Annotated in this window: 15 protein-coding genes and 1 pseudogene; 8 read left to right on the top strand and 8 right to left on the bottom strand. The window is 64.0% G+C overall.

The features are described 5' to 3' along the window. Positions 1-55: 55 nt before the first annotated feature. Genes catC through AC5WEY_RS06270 form a run of 4 tightly spaced genes read right to left on the bottom strand, consistent with a single transcriptional unit; the run spans position 56 to position 3,285 of the window. Positions 56-340 (bottom strand): muconolactone Delta-isomerase, encoded by a 285-nt coding sequence (gene catC / locus AC5WEY_RS06285; protein ID WP_495645131.1) that lies wholly within the window; start codon positions 338-340, stop codon positions 56-58. A 5-nt stretch (positions 341-345) separates the two neighbouring features. Continuing rightward, a complete protein-coding gene (gene catA / locus AC5WEY_RS06280; RefSeq protein WP_495645130.1) occupies positions 346-1,212 on the bottom strand; it encodes a catechol 1,2-dioxygenase in 867 nt (288 codons plus the stop codon). Positions 1,213-1,255: 43 nt separating this feature from the next. Continuing rightward, positions 1,256-2,359 carry a mandelate racemase/muconate lactonizing enzyme family protein gene (locus tag AC5WEY_RS06275; RefSeq protein ID WP_495645129.1) on the bottom strand — a complete coding sequence of 368 codons (1,104 nt, stop codon included), beginning with the start codon at positions 2,357-2,359 and terminating at the stop codon, positions 1,256-1,258. Then, positions 2,356-3,285: a LysR family transcriptional regulator gene (locus tag AC5WEY_RS06270; RefSeq protein WP_057476992.1), complete on the bottom strand. Its 930-nt coding sequence runs from the start codon at positions 3,283-3,285 to the stop codon at positions 2,356-2,358. The genes AC5WEY_RS06275 and AC5WEY_RS06270 overlap by 4 nt, the downstream gene beginning before the upstream one ends. Positions 3,286-3,492: 207 nt before the next feature. Between AC5WEY_RS06270 and benA the strand changes: the two genes are divergently transcribed. The 6 genes from benA to AC5WEY_RS06240 all read left to right on the top strand — a co-directional run bounded on the left by benA (position 3,493) and on the right by AC5WEY_RS06240 (position 13,655). After that, positions 3,493-4,878, top strand: coding sequence for a benzoate 1,2-dioxygenase large subunit (gene benA, locus AC5WEY_RS06265; RefSeq protein WP_495645128.1), 1,386 nt, complete (start codon positions 3,493-3,495; stop codon positions 4,876-4,878). 1 nt (position 4,879) lies between these two features. After that, positions 4,880-5,419 (top strand): benzoate 1,2-dioxygenase small subunit, encoded by a 540-nt coding sequence (gene benB, locus AC5WEY_RS06260; protein ID WP_057476990.1) that lies wholly within the window; start codon positions 4,880-4,882, stop codon positions 5,417-5,419. Between the two features lie 31 nt (positions 5,420-5,450). Next, on the top strand, positions 5,451-8,147 hold the full coding sequence (benC, locus tag AC5WEY_RS06255) for a benzoate 1,2-dioxygenase electron transfer component BenC (RefSeq protein WP_495645127.1): 2,697 nt from the start codon (positions 5,451-5,453) through the stop codon (positions 8,145-8,147). A 60-nt stretch (positions 8,148-8,207) separates the two neighbouring features. Beyond that, the gene (locus AC5WEY_RS06250; RefSeq protein WP_495645126.1) at positions 8,208-10,910 is read left to right on the top strand and encodes a helix-turn-helix transcriptional regulator; all 2,703 of its coding nucleotides are present in this window, start codon (positions 8,208-8,210) and stop codon (positions 10,908-10,910) included. A 151-nt stretch (positions 10,911-11,061) separates the two neighbouring features. Continuing rightward, positions 11,062-12,411 carry an MFS transporter gene (locus AC5WEY_RS06245; RefSeq protein WP_495645125.1) on the top strand — a complete coding sequence of 450 codons (1,350 nt, stop codon included), beginning with the start codon at positions 11,062-11,064 and terminating at the stop codon, positions 12,409-12,411. Beyond that, positions 12,408-13,655: a benzoate/H(+) symporter BenE family transporter gene (locus AC5WEY_RS06240; protein ID WP_495645124.1), complete on the top strand. Its 1,248-nt coding sequence runs from the start codon at positions 12,408-12,410 to the stop codon at positions 13,653-13,655. Before AC5WEY_RS06245 ends, AC5WEY_RS06240 begins: the two co-directional genes overlap by 4 nt. Positions 13,656-13,731: 76 nt before the next feature. On the opposite strand, the gene AC5WEY_RS06235 is transcribed toward AC5WEY_RS06240, so the two are convergent. From AC5WEY_RS06235 to AC5WEY_RS06220, 4 genes are all read right to left on the bottom strand, one after another. Further along, positions 13,732-14,907 (bottom strand): 4-hydroxybenzoate 3-monooxygenase, encoded by a 1,176-nt coding sequence (locus AC5WEY_RS06235; protein WP_495645123.1) that lies wholly within the window; start codon positions 14,905-14,907, stop codon positions 13,732-13,734. Positions 14,908-14,973: 66 nt separating this feature from the next. Next, complete coding sequence (locus AC5WEY_RS06230) at positions 14,974-15,726, bottom strand: IclR family transcriptional regulator (RefSeq protein ID WP_495645122.1); 753 nt, start codon at positions 15,724-15,726, stop codon at positions 14,974-14,976. Positions 15,727-15,847: 121 nt separating this feature from the next. Then, positions 15,848-17,323 carry an AF_0692 family protein gene (locus AC5WEY_RS06225; protein WP_495645121.1) on the bottom strand — a complete coding sequence of 492 codons (1,476 nt, stop codon included), beginning with the start codon at positions 17,321-17,323 and terminating at the stop codon, positions 15,848-15,850. Between the two features lie 6 nt (positions 17,324-17,329). After that, complete coding sequence (locus tag AC5WEY_RS06220) at positions 17,330-17,941, bottom strand: TetR/AcrR family transcriptional regulator (RefSeq protein WP_495645120.1); 612 nt, start codon at positions 17,939-17,941, stop codon at positions 17,330-17,332. A gap of 163 nt (positions 17,942-18,104) precedes the next feature. Here AC5WEY_RS06220 and AC5WEY_RS06215 point away from each other — a divergent pair, with 163 nt between their 5' ends. Then, positions 18,105-19,265, top strand: a complete 1,161-nt coding sequence (locus tag AC5WEY_RS06215; RefSeq protein WP_495645119.1) for an acyl-CoA dehydrogenase family protein — start codon at positions 18,105-18,107, stop codon at positions 19,263-19,265. A gap of 84 nt (positions 19,266-19,349) precedes the next feature. Further along, a pseudogene (locus tag AC5WEY_RS06210) lies at positions 19,350-21,465 on the top strand (3-hydroxyacyl-CoA dehydrogenase NAD-binding domain-containing protein). Positions 21,466-21,474 lie beyond the last annotated feature (9 nt).

The following is a 21,474-nucleotide window of genomic DNA, read 5'->3' as shown; positions in this document are numbered from 1 at the left end:
GTTATGGATGGATTCCGGGGAAATTCCGTCCATAACTTCGAGTTGGGCGGTGCTCCTACACCGCTGAGATGTCCGACGGGTGCTGCGCGAGCGGGGACACCTCGATCGTCATGTACGGGAACAGCGGCAAATTCCACAGGATCTCGTGGAGCCGTTCGTTGTCGCGGACGTCGAAGATGCTGAGGTTGGAGTACTGGCCGACGATGCGCCAGATACTGACCCATTCACCGTCGCGCTGCAGCTGCTGCGAATACGCCTTCTCTCGGGCGAGGGTGTCGCTTCGTACGTCCGCATCGAGATCCTGCGGCAGCGCGACATGCATCTTCACTGCAAAAAACATGTGCCTCAGCCCTTGTCGAGTACGAAGTTGTAGGTCACCTCTTGGCCACCGTCGACCTCACGAGGATCGAGGATGAGCTCCGGCTTGACGGCGTTGGCGACGTCGTCCTCGTTGTGGACGTCACCCGGGAAGTACAGCTGAGTGGTGACCTGCTGGTGGCCGGCTGCGGCGACCTTGAGGTGCAGGTGCGCCGGACGCCACGGGTGCCAACCCGCCGCGGAGATCAGACTGCCGCAGGCACCGTCGGTCGGAATCTGATACGGCGCAGGCTTCATGGTGTGAATCCAGAACTGGCCCTGATCGTCGGTGGTCACCGAACCGCGCAAATTCCACTCCGGAATCCCGGGCGCGAACTGCGAGTAGAAACCGTCGGAGTCGGCGTGCCAGATCTCGATGACCGCGTGCGGCAACGGGCTACCGTCGACGCTGGTGACCTGCCCCTGGAACAGCAGCGGGGTGCCCTGTTCACCGTCCCGCGTCGGCACGACCGCAGCCGATCCGAGCTCGGGGGCACCCGGCACGTAGAAGGGCCCTTCGATAGTGCCCTTGCTGCCCTCGCGGGACTCGCCGGCCACTTCTTCGACGACGTGCTCGACCCAGACGTCGAGGAACAACGGCCACTCACCGGTCTGTCCCACATTGATGAGCCAGGCTTTGAGGGCGTTGTACTCGTCGTAGGTGACCTTGTGCTCGCGGATGGTGTCGTGGACGGCCGAGAGGACCTGGCGGGCAAGCAGACTGACGCGCTCGGGTGGGGTGTCGGCTGCCAATTGCTTGTCGGAGGAAAAGCGCTCGGTAGCGTTCGCGCCGGTCGCCGCGGCGGTGGCCACCTCGGCGGGGACGTCTGTCGATGCTGCGTGGTCGATGCTCATGGTGAACTCCTTGTGTGAAAGTTGCGCTGTTCGGGGCTGAAAATTATTGATCGGTACGGTATTTCGCGATTTTGTCCGGGTCGATGCGAACGCCGAGTCCCGAGCCGGGCAGGGCGCTGAGTGTGCCGTCCCGAATCTCGAGACTCTCGGTGAGCAGGTCGTCGCTCATGTCGAGGAAGTTGGACAGCTCGCCTGCTCGACGCGACGTCAGGTCGAACGCCGCACCGAAGGCAACGGTGCAGGCCGTGCCGAGCTGACCGTCGATCTGGTTCCCCATCACCACGTCGATGCCGAGGCCCTCACACAGGTGGTGGGTTCGCTGTGACGTCGTGAATCCGGTGCGCGCGGTCTTGATGCTCACCGCGGTCGCGGAACCACCGAGAATCTCACGGGTGACCTCGGCCGGAGTGGTTGCGGATTCGTCTGCCACGAACGGGATGTCGAGTTGCTGCACCAGCCACCGGCGGCCGAGAACGTCGTCGGCCGGGCACAGTTCCTCGGCAAAAGTGAGCCCGAGATCGGACATCTCTTTCATGGCGCGCGCGGATTCTGCGGCGGTCCAGCCTCGATTGCCGTCCACGTAGAGTTCGACGCCCTCGCCCAGTCCTTCTCGGAGAGCGCGGACGACTGCGGTGTCGAGGTCGACGGGCCGACGGCCGACCTTGACCTTGAAGACCTCGATTCCATACGTCTCGCGCATCCTGGTTGCTTCGTCGACCATCGCTGCCGGGGTATCGAACCCGAGCATGTGGCTCACTCGCATCCGGTCGGTGTATCCGCCGAGCAATTCGGTGACGGGCAGGTCCAGGGTCTGCCCCAGTGCGTCCCAGATCGCCATGTCCACCGCCGACTTCGCTACCGGATTACCCACGGTACGAGCCAATTTCGCATGCACTACCTCGCGCTCGACGAGGGTGAGCCCGACGATCGCCGGCGCGAAGATGGTCTCGATCACCGCAACCACTCCCCGCTGGGTCTCGCCGTAGGTGAACGGCCGCGGCGGCGCGTCTGCGATACCGACGACGCCGTCGTCGGTGTGTACCCGAACGAGTACGTGCTCGGCCGCAGAGACCTCGCCGCTGGCGAACTTCAGTGGCTTTCGGTACGGGATCGAGTACGGGATGGCATCGACTGCAACGATTTTCATGACATATCTTTCAGCTGAGCAGGCGGTATGGATAGTTCGAGTCGAGGAAGCACTCCCGCATCCTCGAGGGCACCGACGAGCGAATCCACCAGTGCCGACGGCCGATCCCGGCACCAGGCCAACGCCAGATCGATCGTGCTCGCACCGGAGATGTCGCGGAACACGACACCGTTCAACTGCAGGGCGCGGACGGATTCGGGAACCAACGCAACACCCAACCCGGCCGCGACGAGCGCGAGCAACACCGACGTGTCCGGAGCCTCGTGTTCGCGCCTGGGACTGAAGCCCGCGGCTCTGCAGCTCGTCACGACTGCTTCGTTGACGACCGAATGCGTGTCGGCATACATGACGAAGTCCTCGTACGCGAGATCGGCGACGTCGAGCGCCGGTTCGGTGGAGAACCGGTGATCGACGGGCAAGGCGAGCACCAAAGATTCCGTGGTGATCTTCCGTAGCACCAGATCGTCACCCACAACAGGTGGCCGCAGCACCGCAACGTCGAGATGTTCCGAGCGCAGACCGTCCACCTGCGCCGGGGTCAGGAGGTCCCCGTGGATCTCGAGCGCTATACCGGGCAGCCTCTGCTTGATGGCACGTGCGATCGGCGGAAGTTGATCGAAGGCCGCGGTACCGGTGAAGCCGATGCGTACCAATCCGTATCGGCCGTCGGCGATCCGTCGTACTCCCCGTGCGCTCTGCTCGATGTTGTCCAGATTGCGAAGCGTCTCTTTGTAGAAGAACTCCCCCGCCGGAGTCAGGCTGACCTGGCGAGTTGTTCTGGCCAGCAGCGTCACACCCAGCTCGGCCTCCAACTGACGAACCGATTGCGACAACGCCGGCTGAGCCAGGTGCAGCCGCGTAGCGGCCTGCCCGAAGTGCCGAGTCTCGGCCACGGCCACGAAGTGGTAGAGGTGCCGAAGTTCCATGAACGAGCCTCTCTGTGCGTGGTGGGGTGACCCTGACCACAGTAGAGCGGTGATCCATCGTTGACAAAGACCTATTTTGGGTCGATTGATAAGTGATAGCTATCAATGTCCACCCAGGTTAGGCCTAGGCAAAGCCCTGGTGTGACGGCGGCCACTCGCTGACAGAGTCGCTTGTAATCGAACTCGAAGCGCCTGGAGGAACCCGATATGACCGAGATGTTGGATCACGTACAGAACACGATCGACAGAGCAGTGATCGACGATGTCGCGGCGGGCATCTACCGCGCCAACCGCAGCATCTTCACAGACGAGGAGGTCTTCGAGCTCGAGATGAAGCACATCTTCGAGGGCAACTGGATCTACCTGGCCCACGAAAGTCAGCTCCCGAACAACGGCGACTACTTCACGGTGCACATGGGTCGGCAGCCCGTGGTCATCACCCGCGACAAGGACGGCGAGCTGCATTGCCTCATCAACGCGTGCGCTCACCGCGGTGCGATGCTGTGCCGACGCAAGACCGACAATCGCACCACGCTCACCTGCCCCTTCCACGGCTGGACGTTCCGAAACGACGGCACGCTGCTCAAGGTCAAGGATCCCGACGGTGCCGGCTACCCCGACACATTCGACGTCGATGGATCGCACAACCTCACCAAGGTTCGTCGCTTCGAGAGCTACCGCGGTTTCCTCTTCGCGAGCCTGAACGACGACGTCTCGACCCTCGCCGAGCATCTCGGTGACACGACGAAGGTCATCGACATGCTCGTCGACCAGTCGCCGGAGGGACTCGAAGTACTGCGCGGATCCTCGTCGTACACCTTCGACGGAAATTGGAAAGTACAGGCGGAGAACGGGGCCGACGGATATCACGTCAGCGCCGTGCACTGGAATTACGCTGCAACCACCTCGCGCCGCAACAACGGCGAATCCAAGAACACCACCAAAGCGCTCGACGCCGGCGGCTGGGGCAAGTCCGGCGGCGGCTACTGGTCCTACCCCAATGGCCATCTCTGCCTGTGGACCTGGGCAGCCAATCCCCAGGACCGCCCACTGTGGGATCAGATGGATGCGCTGAAGGAGAAGTTCGGCGACGCCAAGGGTGAATTCATGGTGAAGGGTTCACGCAACTTGTGCCTGTACCCGAACGTCTACCTGATGGATCAGTTCAGCACCCAGATCCGGCACTTCCGGCCGATCGCGCCCAACAAGACCGAGGTCACCATCTACTGCATCGCACCCAAGGGCGAGAGCAAAGAGGCTCGCGCACATCGGATCCGGCAGTACGAGGACTTCTTCAACGCCTCTGGCATGGCTACACCCGACGACCTGGAGGAGTTCCGTTCTTGCCAGCTGACGTTCCAGGCTACCAATGCACCGTGGAACGACATGAGCCGCGGCGCGGAGCACTGGCTCACCGGACCCGACCCAGTGGCCGAGGCACTCGACATGCACGGTGTCATTTCGGCGGGTGTCAAGAACGAGGACGAAGGCCTGTTCCCGGTTCAACACGGCTACTGGCGCAAGACCCTGCTCGCGGCCCTCGACAAGCAACGCGCAGCCGACTCCGCACACGTTGCAGCACAGGAGGTCTGACATGAGTGCCACCGTCGACAACATCGATACCGAGCGGCCGTCCTCGTCGCGGCTGATCACGCAATCTTCCATCGAGCAGTTCCTCTATCGCGAAGCTCGCTATCTCGACGATCGCGAGTTCGAGAAGTGGCTCACGTGCTACGCGGACGACGTCGAATACTGGATGCCCTGCTGGGACGACAACGACCTGCTCACCGAGGACCCGCAGACCGACATCTCGTTGATCTACTACGAGAACAAGGGCGGGCTCGAAGACCGCGTGTTTCGCATCCGGACCGAACGTTCCAGTGCCACATCGATACCCGAACCGCGGACCAGCCACAACATCAGCAACGTCGAGGTCATCGAGCGTCGGGGAGATATCGTCGACGTCCGATTCAACTGGCACACGATGTACTTCCGCTACAAGACAATCGATCCGTACTACGGAACGTCGTTCTACACGATCGACTTCTCCGGCGAATCGCCGCTCATCCGACGCAAGACCGTGGTGCTGAAGAACGACTACATCCATCACGTCGTCGACATCTATCACTTCTGATCGACCTGCCGTAATCCCGAGGAGTTCCATCGTGAGCCATTCCGTCGCACTGTCTTTCGAAGACGGCGTCACCCGCTTCATCACCTGCGAGGACGACCAGACCGTCGCCGACGCCGCCTACCGATCGCGGATCAACATCCCCCTCGACTGCCGGGACGGTGCGTGCGGAACGTGCAAGGCTCTGTGCGAATCGGGTGCATACGACGGTGGTACTTACCTCGACGACGCGCTCTCGCAGTCGGAATCGGAGGAGGGCTACTGCCTGCCCTGCAGCATGAAGCCCACCTCCGATCTGGTGCTGCAGATCGCCAGCACCTCGGCAGTCGCAAAAACCCAGGCGGCGACACATGACACGGTCGTGACCGCCGTGGAGAAGCTCTCTCCCACGACGGTCAGGCTCGCTGTCGAGGCACCGACAGGTGGCGCGCTCGCGTTCCTCCCCGGCCAGTACGTCAACATCACAGTCCCCGGATCCGAGGAAACCCGGTCCTACTCCTTCAGCTGCGTCTCCGGCTCGGACGAGTTGGAATTCCTGGTCAAGCTCACCCCGGGCGGGTTGATGTCCACCTACCTGAGCGACACGGCGGCCGCGGGCGACAAGATTTCGTTCACCGGCCCGCACGGCAGCTTCTTTCTGCGCGAGGCTCAGCGACCTGCGCTGCTACTGGCAGGCGGCACCGGTTTGGCTCCGATCCTCTCGATCCTTCGCACGATGGCCGGCGAATCCAGCACTCGTCCTGTACATCTCGTGTACGGCGCCAGTACCGACGACGACGTCGTCCAGCTGGACGAGCTCGCTGCCCTGGCCTCGTCGTTGGACGCGTTCACATGGGATCACTGTGTTTCGGACCCCTCGAGCACCGCCGCGAACAAGGGGTACGTCACTGCCCTGTTGACCGACGAACACCTCAACGGCGGTGATGTCGCGGTCTACCTGTGTGGTCCGCCTCCCATGGTCGAGGCCGTCCGAACGCACTTCACCGAGGCCGGCATCGAACCGACCGGCTTCTACTACGAGAAGTTCGCGCCGTCCTCGGCAGCTGCGAAGGAGACTCCTGACCTCGAAACCGACTCGGCCCCTGCGGTTGTGGTGGATGACGAGACCCCGGTGACCGATGCCGATGCCGATGTCCTACCTGCAGCGTCGGCCGATCTCGAACCCGCTGTAGATGGCAGAAGCATCTTCGGGCGAGCCGTGTTCGGCAGTCGTGCCGCGGAACCTCTGCGCCTGCGCGGCAGCGGCATCTCGGCAACCGAGGACACAGACACCATGCGTGCCATCGCGGGTCAGCGCGTTGCCAGGGCCGGGTCGGCGGCCGCTCCAGTGATGATGGACGAGGAGGCCGATCTGCTGGAGACACCCGAGGCACACTCCGTTGCTGCGCAGCGTATTTGGCCGTCCAGAAATATTCAGCCGCTCGTCGAGCGCACCTCGGAACCGGTGACTGCGTCGACGGCGCGGTACGAGATCGGCGAGGAGCATCCATCGGTACACGAGTCGGACGCAGTGTTCGAGGCAAGACGCGCCCTCGAACTGGGTGCCCTCGAACTCGTGATCGGCCGACTGTCCTCACAGCAGATCTCCGGATACCGACTCTTGGCCGAGACCACCACTCGCTACGTCGACGGCGATCGCTTCGTCGATGCCGCCGCGTACACCGAGACCAATGCCGCTTTTCACGATTACCTCTTCACCCAAACGGGCAACGAGCATCTGCTGCAGGCCTATCGGGCTCTCGGCGTCAAGGCCGCGATGGAGGACGTGCTGCGCAACGCGACGTGGTGCGATCCGCTCTGCGCCCAGGATCACCTCGACATAGTCGACGCGTTCGAGGCCGGAGACCGTGACCGCGCACGGACGTTGATAGCCGATCACGCCGACCGCTCGAAGGCGACGATGAAACGCGCCATGAACGAATCCCGGACGAACAAGAGACCCAAGTTCGTCAGCCCCGGTCGGTTCGCAGGGAAGGTCGTGCTGATCACCGGCGCGGCCCAGGGCATCGGCGAATTCGTTGCTCGACGGATCGGTGCCGAAGGCGGATCAATGGTGTTGGCCGACCGGTCCGAGTTGGTCGAATCTCTCACCGAGGAATTTCAGCAAGACGGCGTCGAAGCCACTCCCGTGATCGCCGACCTCGAAACATGGGAGGGCGCTTCATCGGTGGTCGACGCTGCAATCAACGCGCACGGACGCGTCGACGTATCCATTCACGTTGTCGGCGGAACAATCTGGGCCAAACCGTACGCCGAGTACCCGCCCGAGCAGATCGAGAAGGAGATCTCCCGGTCGCTGTTCCCGACTCTGTGGTCGTGCCGCGCCGTGATCCCGCACATGATCGAGCGCGGCAGCGGCACCGTTGTCAACGTTTCCTCGGTCGCTACTCGCGGCATCCACCGCGTCCCCTACGCCGCGGCCAAGGGTGGCGTCAACGCCATCACGGCAACTCTGGCCCTCGAGGCAGCACCGCACGGCGTTCGAGTGGTAGCCACGGCGCCCGGCGGCACCGACGCACCGCCGCGACGCGTGGCTCGGGGGCCCGCACCCTCGACCGAACAGGAAAAGGACTGGTATCAGGCCATAGTCGACCAAACCGTGGACTCCTCGTTGCTCAAGCGGTACGGAACCCTCGACGAGCAAGCCGCAGCGATCTGCTTCCTCGCCTCCGACGAGGCGTCCTACATCACCGGCACCGTGCTCCCGGTGGCCGGCGGCGACCCGGGCTGAGTCGTGACCGTGTTGGTTCGATCGCCCCACGCAGTTGCCCGACGCGGATACGGTGACGTCATGTCCCCCTCACCGTTGATCGGCCGCGGTGAACTGCTGGACGTCCTGGTTCGGGCGGTCGAGGCGCTCGACGGCTCGGCGACCTTCGTCGTGCTGGCCGGCCCGGCAGGCATCGGCGCATCGTCGATTCTGCGTGAAGTGGAACGGACGATCGGTAGCGACGGCGAGGGCGCGGTGGTACGGCGCGCAGGTGCGGTGCCGTGGGAAACGCACGTGCAGTTCGGTCTGGTCACCCAACTCGTCCCGGGCGTCCGGATCGACGGGGCGGACCCGGTGGAGTGGGGACACCGCATCGCCGACTCGTTGCCGACGGACGGCATGACGATCCTGCTGATCGACGACGCGCAGGACTGCGACGCGGACTCGCTGCGTGCACTCGCTTCGACCGTCCGGCACCATCGAACCGCGAGGATCGCGGTTGTCTGCACTCGAAAGCCGTTGCCCCACGGCTCTATCGAGACGCACCGGGTTCTCGATCGCGCTGCCGACCTGTCCTTGACGGTACCGGCGCTCACGGTGTCGGCAGTTGCCGAACTCGCTGCACTGCAGGGGATCATCTTGTCGCCCTCCTCGGCTGCTCACCTGACACGTCACACCGGTGGACGTCCTCGACACGCCTCGGCGCTGTTGAACGAGGTGCCGCGCGAGACCTGGAAGGGTGTACGACCCGACCTACCTGCGCCCGCTTTCGTGCAAGCAGACGTTCGGTCCACTCTCGCTCTCTGCACAGACGCAGCTCGGCGTCTGGTATCGGCAGTCGCGGTTCTCGACGACGCCCGACCGTTGACCACGGTGTGCGAGGTCGCCGGCATCGAGGATCCTTGGTCTGCTGTCGATCTCGCAGAACAGTTGGCACTGGTCACCGTCCGACGCAGCTCTGCGGCGACGATCCTCGAGGTTCACGATCCAACAGTCCGCGCCGCGGTGCTCGCGACGATGAGCAGAGTCGAGCGCGCGCAGGTGCATCGAGCCGCTGCCGCAGCCGAGGCCGACCCGGCCGATCAGCTGGCGCACCTGGTCCACGCGTCGCCACTGCCCGATCCACTGGTCTCGGACCGCTTGGACGCACTCGCAGCGACACGTGCAGGAATCGGCGAATGGGCCACGGCAGCACGGCTGTACCTTCTGTCGAGCCGGTCGACCCAGGAACCGCATGCCCGCGAGGATCGGCTCGTCCGCGCGGTGGACGCCCTCATCGGTGCCGGGGACATGCGCACGGCCTCGGACTACATTGCCGAGATCGAAAGTCTTCGTGAAACACCCACTCGCAACGCTGTACTCGGATATCTGGCCATCCTGCGTGGCCGCCCCAACGAAGCCGAAGCGCGACTGACTCGGGCATGGCAGCTGGTCCGGACGCGGCACGACCCCGAAGTCGCGGCCGTGATCTGCCATCGTCAGGTTCTGCACAATCTGGCTCGCTGCGACGGTGCCAACCTCGTGTTGTGGGCCGACCGCGCAGTCGAACTCGTCGGGGCCGACCACGCAACCGCGGTGGAGGCGCAGTCCATTCGGGGTCTCGGCCTGGCCGGAACGGGCCGCGTCGCAGAAGCACTGAGCAGCTACCGAGATCTGTGGGGCCACGCCAGCACCGGGGCCGTCGGACAACGTGTGCAGATGGGTGCCGGCTGGCTCCACTTCGCGACGGACCACATCGACCTCGCCCGCTCGGAACTCGAAGCCGCGGCACCGACCGACTTTCTCGGCGGTTCGACGCGAATCTCGTTGTGGGCCCATGGTTGGCTGGCACGCACCTATTTCGTCACCGGAGAATGGGACGCGGCGCTTCGGCTGGTCGAAGCAGGTTCCGAACTGGCCGACCGTTCCGGCGCCGCGTTGATCGTTCCGCTGCTCCAGTGGTCTGCGACGCAGATCCATGCGCTCCGCGGAGACTGGGTGGCCGCAGCAAAGAGCGCACATCGCGGTGACTCCGGCGCACGCGACTACGAGATAATGAGGGTACCAACGGCTCTCGGCCGTGCAGCCATCGCGGAGGCTCGGGCCGACTATGCCGGGGTCCTACGCGCCCTGGCCCCGTTGACCGAGCAGTGGGCTCACGCCGACGTCTCCGAGCCCGGATTCTGGGCGTGGCCCGATGTGTATGCCAATGCGCTGATAGTCGAGGGCCGACTGGACGAAGCGGACGAGTTTCTGATCCCACACGAGGCCAGAGTGCACGATCGTGGTCACCGCTCCGCGCACGCACGCCTGGCCTGTGCTCGTGGCCGACTGCACGGTGCAATGGGCGATCTCGACTCTGCCCGAGCATCATTCGAGGATGCCCTGACATCGTTGGCCCCGCTGCCCCTGACGTACGACCGTGCCCGAGTGAACTATGCCTACGGGCAGACCCTGCGCAGAGCAGGGAAGAGACGAGAAGCCGATGCCGTCGTCAGTGCGGCACGCGAGGGCTACCTGGCACTGGGGGCCACCACGTACGTACGACGGTGCGACCGTGAACTCAAAGCCGGTGGCGTGCACGCGGTCCTGAGGGACAGAGCGCACGATGCATTGACACCGCAGGAAGATGCCGTCTCGAGCCTGGTCGCGACAGGAATGACCAACCGTGAGGTCGCTGCCGAGTTGTTCCTGTCGGTCAAGACAGTTCAGTTCCACCTGACCAGGGTGTACGCCAAAATGGGCATCCGCTCGAGAGCTGAGCTGGCTGCTGCGCGGTCGGCCGATGACGGCTCGTCGACATGATGGGTGCGCCCGCTCTGGCAATGCCGAGGTAAGCACTAGGCAAAGCCCTGGTGTGACTCAGCCCACTATTTGAGACAGTGATCCAACCCGCTCGGCCGTCAGCGCCGATTCGCCCCTCCAAGCGGTACTCCCAGACCGAAAAGGATCCCCGATGACTGCACCGGACTCCACCATGAACACCAGTTGGGCCAGTGACCGACACCGCCGAAGTGTGTTGTGGATCGTCGCACTGTCCACGGCCGCAATTGTTTTCGACGGCTACGATCTCGTCGTCTACGGCACCGTGCTACCGACGCTGCTGGCCGATTCCACTCAGCTGGGCGCGCTGGATCCCGAAACTGCCGGCGCGCTGGGCTCCTACGCGCTGATCGGGGTCATGGTCGGCGCTTTGACCGCTGGTGCCTTCGGTGATCGGATCGGCCGTCGCAGAACGATGTTGACCTGCATCGTCTGGTTCTCGATCGGAATGGGGGCCACCGCCCTCGCACAGAACGTCACGATGTTCGGCATTCTCCGGTTTCTGACCGGCATCGGGGTAGGCGGACTCGTCGCCACCGTCGGAGCAATGATTGCCGAATTCGCACCACCCGGACGGCGAAACCTGTTCAACGCCATCGTCTACAGCGGCATTCCGGCCGGCGGCGTGCTGGCGTCACTGGCGGCGATCACCCTGCAGGATTCCATCGGTTGGCGCGGACTGTTCTGGCTCGGTGCGCTGCCACTGTTCGTACTGCTGCCGCTCGCTCTGCTTCGGATGCCGGAGTCCCCTCGGTGGCTACTCGCGCACGGACGCGTCGCCGATGCGCGGGAGATCTGCGCACGGACCGGCATTCCGATGCCCGAGGCCGAGCCAATGGCCGCCGGCGATCGTGTCGGATTCGCAGCACTGGCCCGCAAGCCGCTGCTGCGACCGACGGCCCTACTCGGGCTCATGAGTTTCTCCGGGCTGCTCCTGACCTACGGCCTCAACACCTGGCTACCGCAGATAATGTCCGAGGCCGGATACAACGCCAAAGGATCACTGTCGTTCTTGTTGGTACTCAACGGCGGTGCCATCGTCGGCGGTCTGATCGCATCGCGCATCGCCGACCGTACCGGCCCCCAACGCGTCATCGCGGTCACCTTCTGCCTCGCTGCGCTGTCGTTGGTGTTGCTGACGCTGGACTTCCCACTCGGAGTTCTGCTCGTCGCCGTGGCCGGTGCCGGCATCGGCGCCATCGGTACTCAGGTGTTGATCTACGGATTCGTCTCGAACTACTACCCCACCACCGCTCGCGCTGCAGGCGTGGCATGGTGCGCCGGATTCGGCCGGCTCGGCGGCATACTCGGCCCGCTGCTCGGAGGAATTCTGCTCGGAGCCGGCATCGCGTCGTCCACCGCGTTCTACATCTTCGCTGTCGTAGCGCTGCTCGGCGCACTCGTCACCACCGCTGTTCCCGCGCTCCGGGCCCTGCGCCGATCCGATCCAGTACCCAGCGAGCCGGTGAAAGTGGCTGAATGACGGATATTTTCGAGCGTCTCGCCTCGGGCGAACTACCCGAGCGTCGTCCGCCGAGTCTGCGTGCTCTCCGCGCCGACTTCGGCGGGCAGCACGTCGGTGCAGGGGCAACCGGCGTGCTGTTCAGCGCAACAGGACCGGTTGCGGTCATCATGGGTGCCGCCGCAGCGGGCTCGCTCACCGCCGCGCAGACAGCGTCGTGGGTGTTCGGAGTATTCGTGCTCAACGGCATCCTCACCGTGGCGGCGAGCTGGGTGTACCGCATGCCGCTCAGCTTCTTCTGGACGATTCCGGGCACGGTTCTGGTAGGTCAGTCGCTGGCCACGCTGACCTGGCCGGAAGTCGTCGGTGCCTACCTCGCCACCGGAGTGCTCATCCTCGTGCTCGGAGCCACCGGAGCGGTCGCGAAATTGATGGCATTCCTGCCGCACAGTGTCGTGATGGCGATGGTCGCCGGTGCCTTTCTGTCGTTCGGAACCGGACTGGTGCAGTCTGTTTCGTCCAACGTGCTCGTCGCGGGCAGCATGGTCGTGGCGTGGTTGGCGCTGACACGATCCGATACGTGGTCGAAACGGATTCCTCCGGTACTCGCCGCATTGGCCGCCGGTCTCGTTGCTCTCGCGATCACCGGCGGGTACACCCGACTGAATGGGGCCGCGGCAGACCTACCCCTGATCGGCTTACCGGAACTCGTTGCGCCGTCGTTCAGTGGGGCGGCGATGGCGCAGTTGGTGATACCGCTCGCAATCACAGTGGTCGCCGTGCAGAACGGGCAGGGTGCTGCTGTATTGCACTCTGCAGGCCATCGGCCGCCGATGACCGTCGTCACCATCGCCTGCGGCGTCTGGTCACTTCTCGTCGCGCCGCTCGGTGCGGTGTCGACCTGTCTCGCCGGCCCGACCAACGCGCTACTCGTTGCCGTCGGTGCACGGTCGCGCCAGTACATCTCCGGAATGACCTGCGGCGCATTGGCGATCGTGGTGGGCGTGTTGGCACCACTGTTGGTACGCGGCCTGTCCGTCGTGCCCGCGACGTTCATCGCCGCCCTCGCGGGTCTGGCCATGCTCGAGGCACTGCGCGGTGCCTTCACCGCCGCGTTCTCCGATTCGTCCGGCCGCCCGATGCTCGCGCCCCTGATCACCCTGCTGGTCACCATCTCCGGCACCGACGTCGGAGGCCTCGGTGCTCCGTTCTGGGGACTCGTGGCCGGTGTCGCGGTCACCTATGTATTGGATCGCCGACCGTAGTTCCCGCCGAGCTCGAAGTTAGGGATGGATTCCGGGCAAATTCCGTCCATAACTTCGAGTTGGGCGGTGCTCGGGGTCAGAACCCGATCGGCAATCCGGCGTAATTCTCCGCCAGTCCCATGGCACCTGCTTCGCTCGAGGCCACCCATTTCAGCTGCGAGAGCTGCAGCTGCGCATCGAAGGGGTCGTCGCCGGTATGCAGCATCGTCGTCATCCACCACGAGAAGTGGGTGCAGCGCCAGACGCGGCGAAGTGCGTTGTCGCTGTACGCTTCTGCCGCCCGGGAGTCGTTCGACTTCAGCATGGATATCAACGCCGGTGCCAGCAGCGCCACGTCGGCGACGGCGAGATTGAGGCCCTTCGCTCCGGTCGGCGGCACGATGTGCGCGGCATCGCCCGCCAAGAAAAGGTTTCCGTGCCGCATCGGTGTCTGCACGTAGCTGCGCATCGGCAGCACACTCTTCTCCGTGATCGGGCCCGGGTTCAGCGTCCACCCGTCCTGGCCGTGGCCGAGTCTGGTGGCCAACGCATCCCAGATGCGGTCGTCGGACCACGTGTCGATGTCGGTTCCGTTCGGCACCTGCAGATACAGCCGACTGACCGTCGACGATCGCATCGAATGCATCGCGAATCCATCCCGATGCCAGGCGTAAATCAGTTCGTCGGTCGAGGGGACTACGTCGGCAAGCACCCCGAGCCAGGAGTAGGGGTAGACCCTTTCCCAGGTGTTGCGCACCGAATCGGGCATCGCCGCTCGGCTCGGCCCGAAGGAACCATCGCAGCCGGCAATGACATTCGCGTCTATGCGTACCGCGTTGCCCGACGCGTCGGTGAAGGTCACGTAGGGGGCGTCGGATTCGACGTCGTGCAATGCCGTGTCGGAGACGTCGTAGTAGATCTGCTGGCCGGCCTTCTCGCGCGCCACAACGAGGTCCTTGGTGACTTCGGTCTGCCCGTACACCCAGACGGTGCGGTCGATCAGCTTGCTGAAGTCGATGTGGTGCCGCTCTTCCGGCCACTGCAGGTAGACACCGCGGTGCTCGTCGCCCTCGCGGTGCAGACGCTCACCGAGTCCGTGTTCGTCGAGCAACTGGACGGTGGAGTGTTCGAGGACTCCGGCCCGGATTCGCGAGAGCACATAATCCTGAGTACGTGACTCGATCAGAATGGAGTCGATGCCCTGCTCGTCGAGCAGATGGGACAGCAGCAGGCCCGCGGGTCCTGCGCCGATGATGGCGACCTGTGTACGCATATGTGCAGTACACCCCCGGACTTCGGACCGAACAAGGCCAGGTTTCCACTGAGTGGAAACGCTGAACTATCCGCGCAGGCTTCGACCGATTCCCTGCGCCGCAACCTGCAGCGCTGCAACCAGTTTCACTCGATCTCGGCCCAATTTCGGAACGACGATTCCCAATGCGGCGACCACACTGTCGTCGCCCACACGAACGGGCACAGCCACCGAACACGCACCGAGTGTCATCTCCTCGACCGTCTGCGCATAACCCTCACGACGCACTCGGCGGAGTTCGTTCTCGAGCTGACCGGGCTGCGTGACGGTGTATGGGGTGATGCGGTTCAGGGAGTGCATAACTCGCTCCTGTACATCCCGCGGCGCATACGCCAACAACACCTTGCCGACGCCAGTGGCATGCAGGGGAAGGCGCGCCCCGACACGACTGACCGCCGGAACCGATGCATGACCGGCCAACCGGTCGAGATAGAGCACCTCGTCCCCGTCGCGGATGGCCAGGTGCACCGTCGCGAGAGTCGCGCCGTAGATGTCGTGCAGAAAGGGTGACGCGATATCGCGCAGATCGGACTGATCCGGCGCCAGCAGTCCCAGTTTCCACAACCGCCGACCGACGACGTAGCGGCCGTCATCTGCACGGACGAGTGCGCCCCATTCCACCAGTTCACGCACCATCCGATGCGCCGTTGCAATGGGCAGACCGGCACCGTCGGCCAATTGGGTCAACGTCAAGGCAGGTGCCTTTTCGTCGAACACACCGAGCAACGCCAGCAGTCGCGTAGCGACCGAGACTCCGGGATCCCGAGCATTGCCAGCCATCCGACCGACGATAGTCCTCGGCCGACCACCGCCGAACTCGAAGTTATGGATGAATTCCCGCCGAAAAGTAACCACAACTTCGAGCTCGGCACCTGTCAGGCTGAGGCGGCTCGGTCGACAGCTAGTTCGTGTGAACACGTGCCCTGTCTCGATCGCTCAGCCGTCGATCGCCGAGGACCGTCAAGCCCGCTGTCACCACGGCAATGACGACAAGGCTCAGTCGCTCGGTGGTCCCAGACCAGATCGCAATTCCGGCGACGGTGTGTCCGACCAAGGCACCGCCCACTACCGCGAGGGTGTGCCGCTGTGTCCAGACCGTCGATTGCGCGCAATAGCGCAGTGTCGCAACTGCAACCGCCAGGACAGTCACAGCTGCCGTCATGGGGATCAGCACCTGTGCTCCATGGGTATGGGCCGGCTGCGACGATCCGAAGGTTCGGAACGTCAGCCACATCACGGCGATTGCGGTGGCGCAGGAGCCGAAATAGAACCACGGAAGTGCCACAAGCGGACGGTGCCACGATCGAGAAGTCCGTTTCGGAAGAATTCTCAGCGCAACGAACCCCAGGATCGATATGGCGACGACACAGCCCACTACGAACCCGATCGGGGCCTGATACCCGGGGTCCTGCGACGGTGGCACGGTGAAGCGCAGTGCCGCAACACTTGCCACTACGGCCAAGGCGATCACCACAGTCCCCCGAACACCGAGATAGGGACGGCCCCGATGTTCGGGATAGACCAATTCGGTCAGGACGATGGGCACCGCGACCGTAAAGATGGCGTGATAGAGCACATTGGCTTCCCAGTACGTGACGTTGACTCCGAGGAATCGAATACCCCAGTCCGCCGCCCCGTAGAGCCGTGAACTGGTGAGGGCTTGCAATCCGATTCCGTCTTCGGCGATCTCGAATGCGATGGCGAGTAGCAGCACACTCGGCCACCCGCGTCCGGACCGAACGACCAGCTCACGGATCAGCAGAACGCCGCACCCGTAGAACGGGGTCCACAGAACGATCAACCACGCCAACGTGATCGGGGTGGAACCGAAAGCAAGTTCGGCAACCACCGGGGTCACCACAGCCAAGAACAGCGCGGCCTTGGGATGCCCGGTTGCAACTTTTTTCCTGTAGCCGAACAGTTCCCGCACACTGGTGCGGGTAGCGGCCACGAACGTTGCGACAACGGCGACCGCCTGCAGCAGGTACAGCACGCGCAACCACGTCGGATAGTCTCCGCCGACCGTGAGCCATCCGACCGAAAGCAGTTGAAGCACAGCAATGATCAACACACGGCGATAGCTTCGTCGTCGACCGGATCTCAAGCTTCGCACCAACAGTGGGAACAGCACAGCGATACCTGCAGCGGGCCCCGGACGCGACCACAGCGTTGCCGAGAGGGTGTCGCGCATTGCGGCATAGCCGGCACCGGTCGGGTCCATACCGGCGAGCTGAAAGGTCAGGATCCGATCATGAAAGATCCACGTGCACATCGCGGCGATCAGCCCGATCGCCAAGTTGACGAACATGATTCGGACGAGTCTGTCGAGGGCAGGTGAGCTGCCTCTCGGCGTGGTGTTCTCCGGGCTTTCGGGCATCGAGACTCAGCCTTTCGTAGCACGGTGGAAGATCGCCACCAGTTCGTCCGCGTAGTGGTCCAGGTTCAGGTCCGGATGCGTCCGCAGCAGAAAGGCGATGCCGTCGAGTGAGCGCTGAATGGTGGCGGCCATGATCGACGTATCGAACTCGGTGAACTCGCCGGAGTTCTGACCATCGGTCAGAATCTGCTGGATCGGCGACATCGCGGCCGACTCTTCGGCGGGTCCGTAGGCGGCCCACCCTCCTTCAGGGTGATGCTCGAGAAAGATGCTCATCAGCGCCTGCATCGACGATCCGTGTGCAGAGTTCAGCGCCACCGTAGTTCTGATGGCGCTCTCCAGAGCATCGCCGGCCGAGCCGAACGGACCTGCCGACCTACCGGACATGAAGCTTCGAACGGTCGCCAAGACGCTGTCGACCACTGCCTCGATGAGCTCGTCACGACCGGCGAAGTGATAAGAGATGGTCCGCGTCGACTTGATCCCGGCGCGTGCGGCTATGGCCTGGAACGTGGCTGCGCGATACCCCTCGGAGGCGATCACCTCAATGGTGGCAGCGACGATCTGTTCGCGTCGCGCCCGGTTGGTGACCGATTGCCGCTCGAGTGGTACTTGCATGAGTAATAAAGTACTCGCATAAGTACTTGTGTCAACACCGACTTGTCCCGGGCCAGCCGGATCGAGTCGACCCGCCCGCTGTTGACATCCGCAGGCACGTCGGTGCATCGTTGTTGGCATTGCGCCAACAATAAGCGGGCGCGCGTCGAGCCAAGGACCCACCATGACTGCACTCGCAGACCGCACCAGTGACGACCTCACCACCGAGCTCTCCGATGTCAGACAGCTCGCCCGAGGATTCTTCGAGAAGGAGGTCGCGCCCCGTCGCGAGGAATTCGCCGCGGCCGGACGGCCCAGCCGCGAGGTGTACCGAACCGCAGGCAGCCTAGGGCTGCTCGGCATGTCGGTACCCGAGCAGTACGGCGGTGGCGGTGGCGACTTCCGCCATGAGGCGGTGCTGTTCGAGGAGCAGGTTCGCTCCGGCGACTCGGCCATGCAGCTCGGCGTGCACAGCGGCATCGTTCCGCACTACCTCCTGGCCTACGCCTCCGAGGAAAAGAAGCAGCAGTGGCTGCCGAAGCTGTGCTCGGGAGAGTGGATCGGCGCGATCGCGATGACCGAACCGGGCACCGGATCCGACCTTCAGGGCATCACCACCCGCGCGGTACGCGACGGCGACGATTACGTGGTCACGGGCGGAAAGACGTTCATCTCCAACGGAGCTCACTGCGACCTGACCATCATCGCCGCCACAACCGATCCGGCCGCCGGAGCGCGAGGGCTGTCGCTGCTCGTCGCCGAAGTCTCCGACGACACCGACGGTTTTCACCGCGGACGCGTGCTGCACAAGATTGGCCAGAAGGGGCAGGACACAGCCGAACTCACCTTCGATGAACTCCGAATCCCAGCCGCGAACCTGCTGGGCGAAGCAGAGGGCCGCGGCTTCGCGCAGTTGATGCAGCAACTCCCCCAGGAACGCCTCATCTGCGGCATCGCTGCCGCAGCGATGATCGACGCCGCCGTCGCACAGACCGTCGACTACACCAAGTCGCGCAGCGCCTTCGGCAAGACCCTGTTCGACCTGCAGAACACGAAATTCGAGCTTGCCGAATGCGCGACCATCGGCCGCGTCGTTCGCACCTTCGTCGACGACGCACTGGCCAAGCACATTTCGGGTTCCCTCGACGTGACGACGGCCGCGATGGTCAAGTACTGGACCACCGACCGACAGTTCGAAGTGGTCGACCGTTGCCTGCAACTCTTCGGCGGCTACGGCTACATGGAGGAGTACCCCATCGCCCGAATGTTCGTCGATGGCCGTATCGCCCGCATCTACGCCGGTGCCAACGAAGTCATGAAAGACCTCATCTCTCGCTCTCTCTAGTACTCGCACCGACCTGAGGATCCGATGAACAGCTCAACCGCGCTACAGACTTCCACCATCACCTGAGAGGTCGGCACCGACCGAATCCTCGTCCTGACGATCGACGACCCGACGCAGTCCACCAACACCATGAACGCTGCATTCGGTGAATCGCTCGCGCAGACCGTCGACTGGATCGAGACCAACCTCGATGCCTACGACGGCATCATCATCGCCTCGGGGAAGGATTCGTTCTTCTCCGGCGGCGACCTCGAATTGCTGCGCGACGCCGGTCCATCCGACCACGCGGCCATCGCCGACGCACTCGATTTCACCAAGGACAAGTTCCGCCGTCTCGAGACGCTCGGCAAACCGGTTGTGGCAGCACTCGGCGGCACCGCACTCGGCGGCGGCTTCGAGATCGCTCTGGCCTGCCACCATCGAATTACGTTGAACAACAGCACCGCTCGGTTCGGGTTACCCGAGGTCACCCTCGGGTTGCTGCCCGGGGCCGGCGGAGTCACCAGAACCGTCCGCATGTTCGGCATCGTCACAGCGCTGACCACGGTACTGGGCCAGGGTCAGCGATACCGGCCCAGCCAGGCACTCGAACATGGACTCGTCGACGAGGTCGTCGACACCCACGAGCAGATGATGGCGAACGCGCGTGCCTGGATCTCTGCCAACCCTGACGCTGTACAACCCTGGGACAGAGCAGGATTCGTGATTCCGGGTGGCACCGCGGAGTCGCCGGCCGTGGCCGCACAGCTGTCGGCCTTCACAGCCACCGTGCGGAAGCAGGTCAAGGGCGCGCCGATGCCCGCTCCGATCGCGGTGGTTGCCGCGGCTGTGGAAGGGGCGGTGCTCGATTTCGCGGCCGCCTCGCTCGTCGAAACTCGCCACTGCACCTCGCTGGCCTGCGGGCCAATCTCGGGCAACCTCATCCAGTCGATGTTCTTCGATCTCGGCTCCATCACCAAGGGTGCTTCCCGCCCGTCGGCCGAACCCCATCGCGTCCCCGACAAGGTGCTGGTGATCGGGGCCGGAATGATGGGTGCCGCCATTGCCTACGTCGTCGCCTCGGCACAGGTTCCGGTGATCCTCCGCGACGTCTCGATCGAGTCCGCCGAGCGCGGAAAGGATTACGCACGTGCGACTCTCGGCAAAGCTATCGCAAACGGACGCACGACCCAGGCCGACGCCGATGCGGTGCTCGCGCTCATCACGCCCAGTTCCGACGCGGCCGATGCCGAGGGGTGCGATCTGGTGGTCGAGGCCGTGTTCGAGGATGCCGCCGTCAAGCAGAGTGTTTTCGAGGCGGTCGACAAGTACCTGACCGCCGACGCACTGCTGTGCTCCAACACCTCGACGCTGCCCATCACCGAATTGTCGAAGGGGCGTGACGCGAACCTCGAACTTCATCGGCACGCACTTCTTCTCCCCCGTGGACAAGATGCCGTTGGTGGAGATAGTCGTAGGGGAACGCACCAGTGACTCTGCACTGGCCCGCGCGTTCGACTTCGTACGGCTCATCGGCAAGACGCCGATCGTGGTCGGCGACAGTCACGGCTTCTTCACCACTCGGGTCATCGGCCGATTCATGGACGAGGCGATCTCGTTGGTCGCCGAGGGTGTACACCCGGCCACCGTCGAACAGGCTGCACTGCAGGCCGGCTACCCGTCCGGTGCGCTGGCTCTGATGGACGAGATTTCGTTGACCCTGTCCCGACACATCCGTGAGGGCATGGCCGAAGCTGCTCACGCCGAGGGTCGCCCATGGATCGTCTCGAATTCGTACGCCCTGGTCGATCGCTTGGTCGACGAGTTGGACCGTCCGGGTCGCAAGGCAGGACGCGGGTTCTACGAGTACGCCGAGGACGGCACCAAGCTCGGATTGTGGCTGGGCCTGATGGAGCACTACCACCGCCCCGATCACGGAATTCCGTTCGAGGACATGATGGATCGGATGCTCGTCGCCCCATCGTTGGATTCGATCGCGTGCCTCGACGAGGGCGTCCTACGAAGCGTCGCCGACGCCAATATCGGTTCCATTCTCGGTATCGGCTTCCCGGCCTGGACCGGCGGTGTGTTGCAGTTCGTCAATCAGTTCGACGGCGGACTTCCGGGATTCGTGCGCCGGGCCGACCAGCTGCAGGCCCGGTACGGCGACAGGTTCGTCGTACCGAGCTCGCTGCGTTCACGCACCGAGCGGTACCTCTGAGGTCACGCT

It is taken from the genome of Rhodococcoides sp. S146-33 (assembly GCF_059489205.1).
The sequence above is the reverse complement of the archived record's forward strand: the minus strand, read 5'-3'. Positions and strand labels throughout refer to the sequence as shown.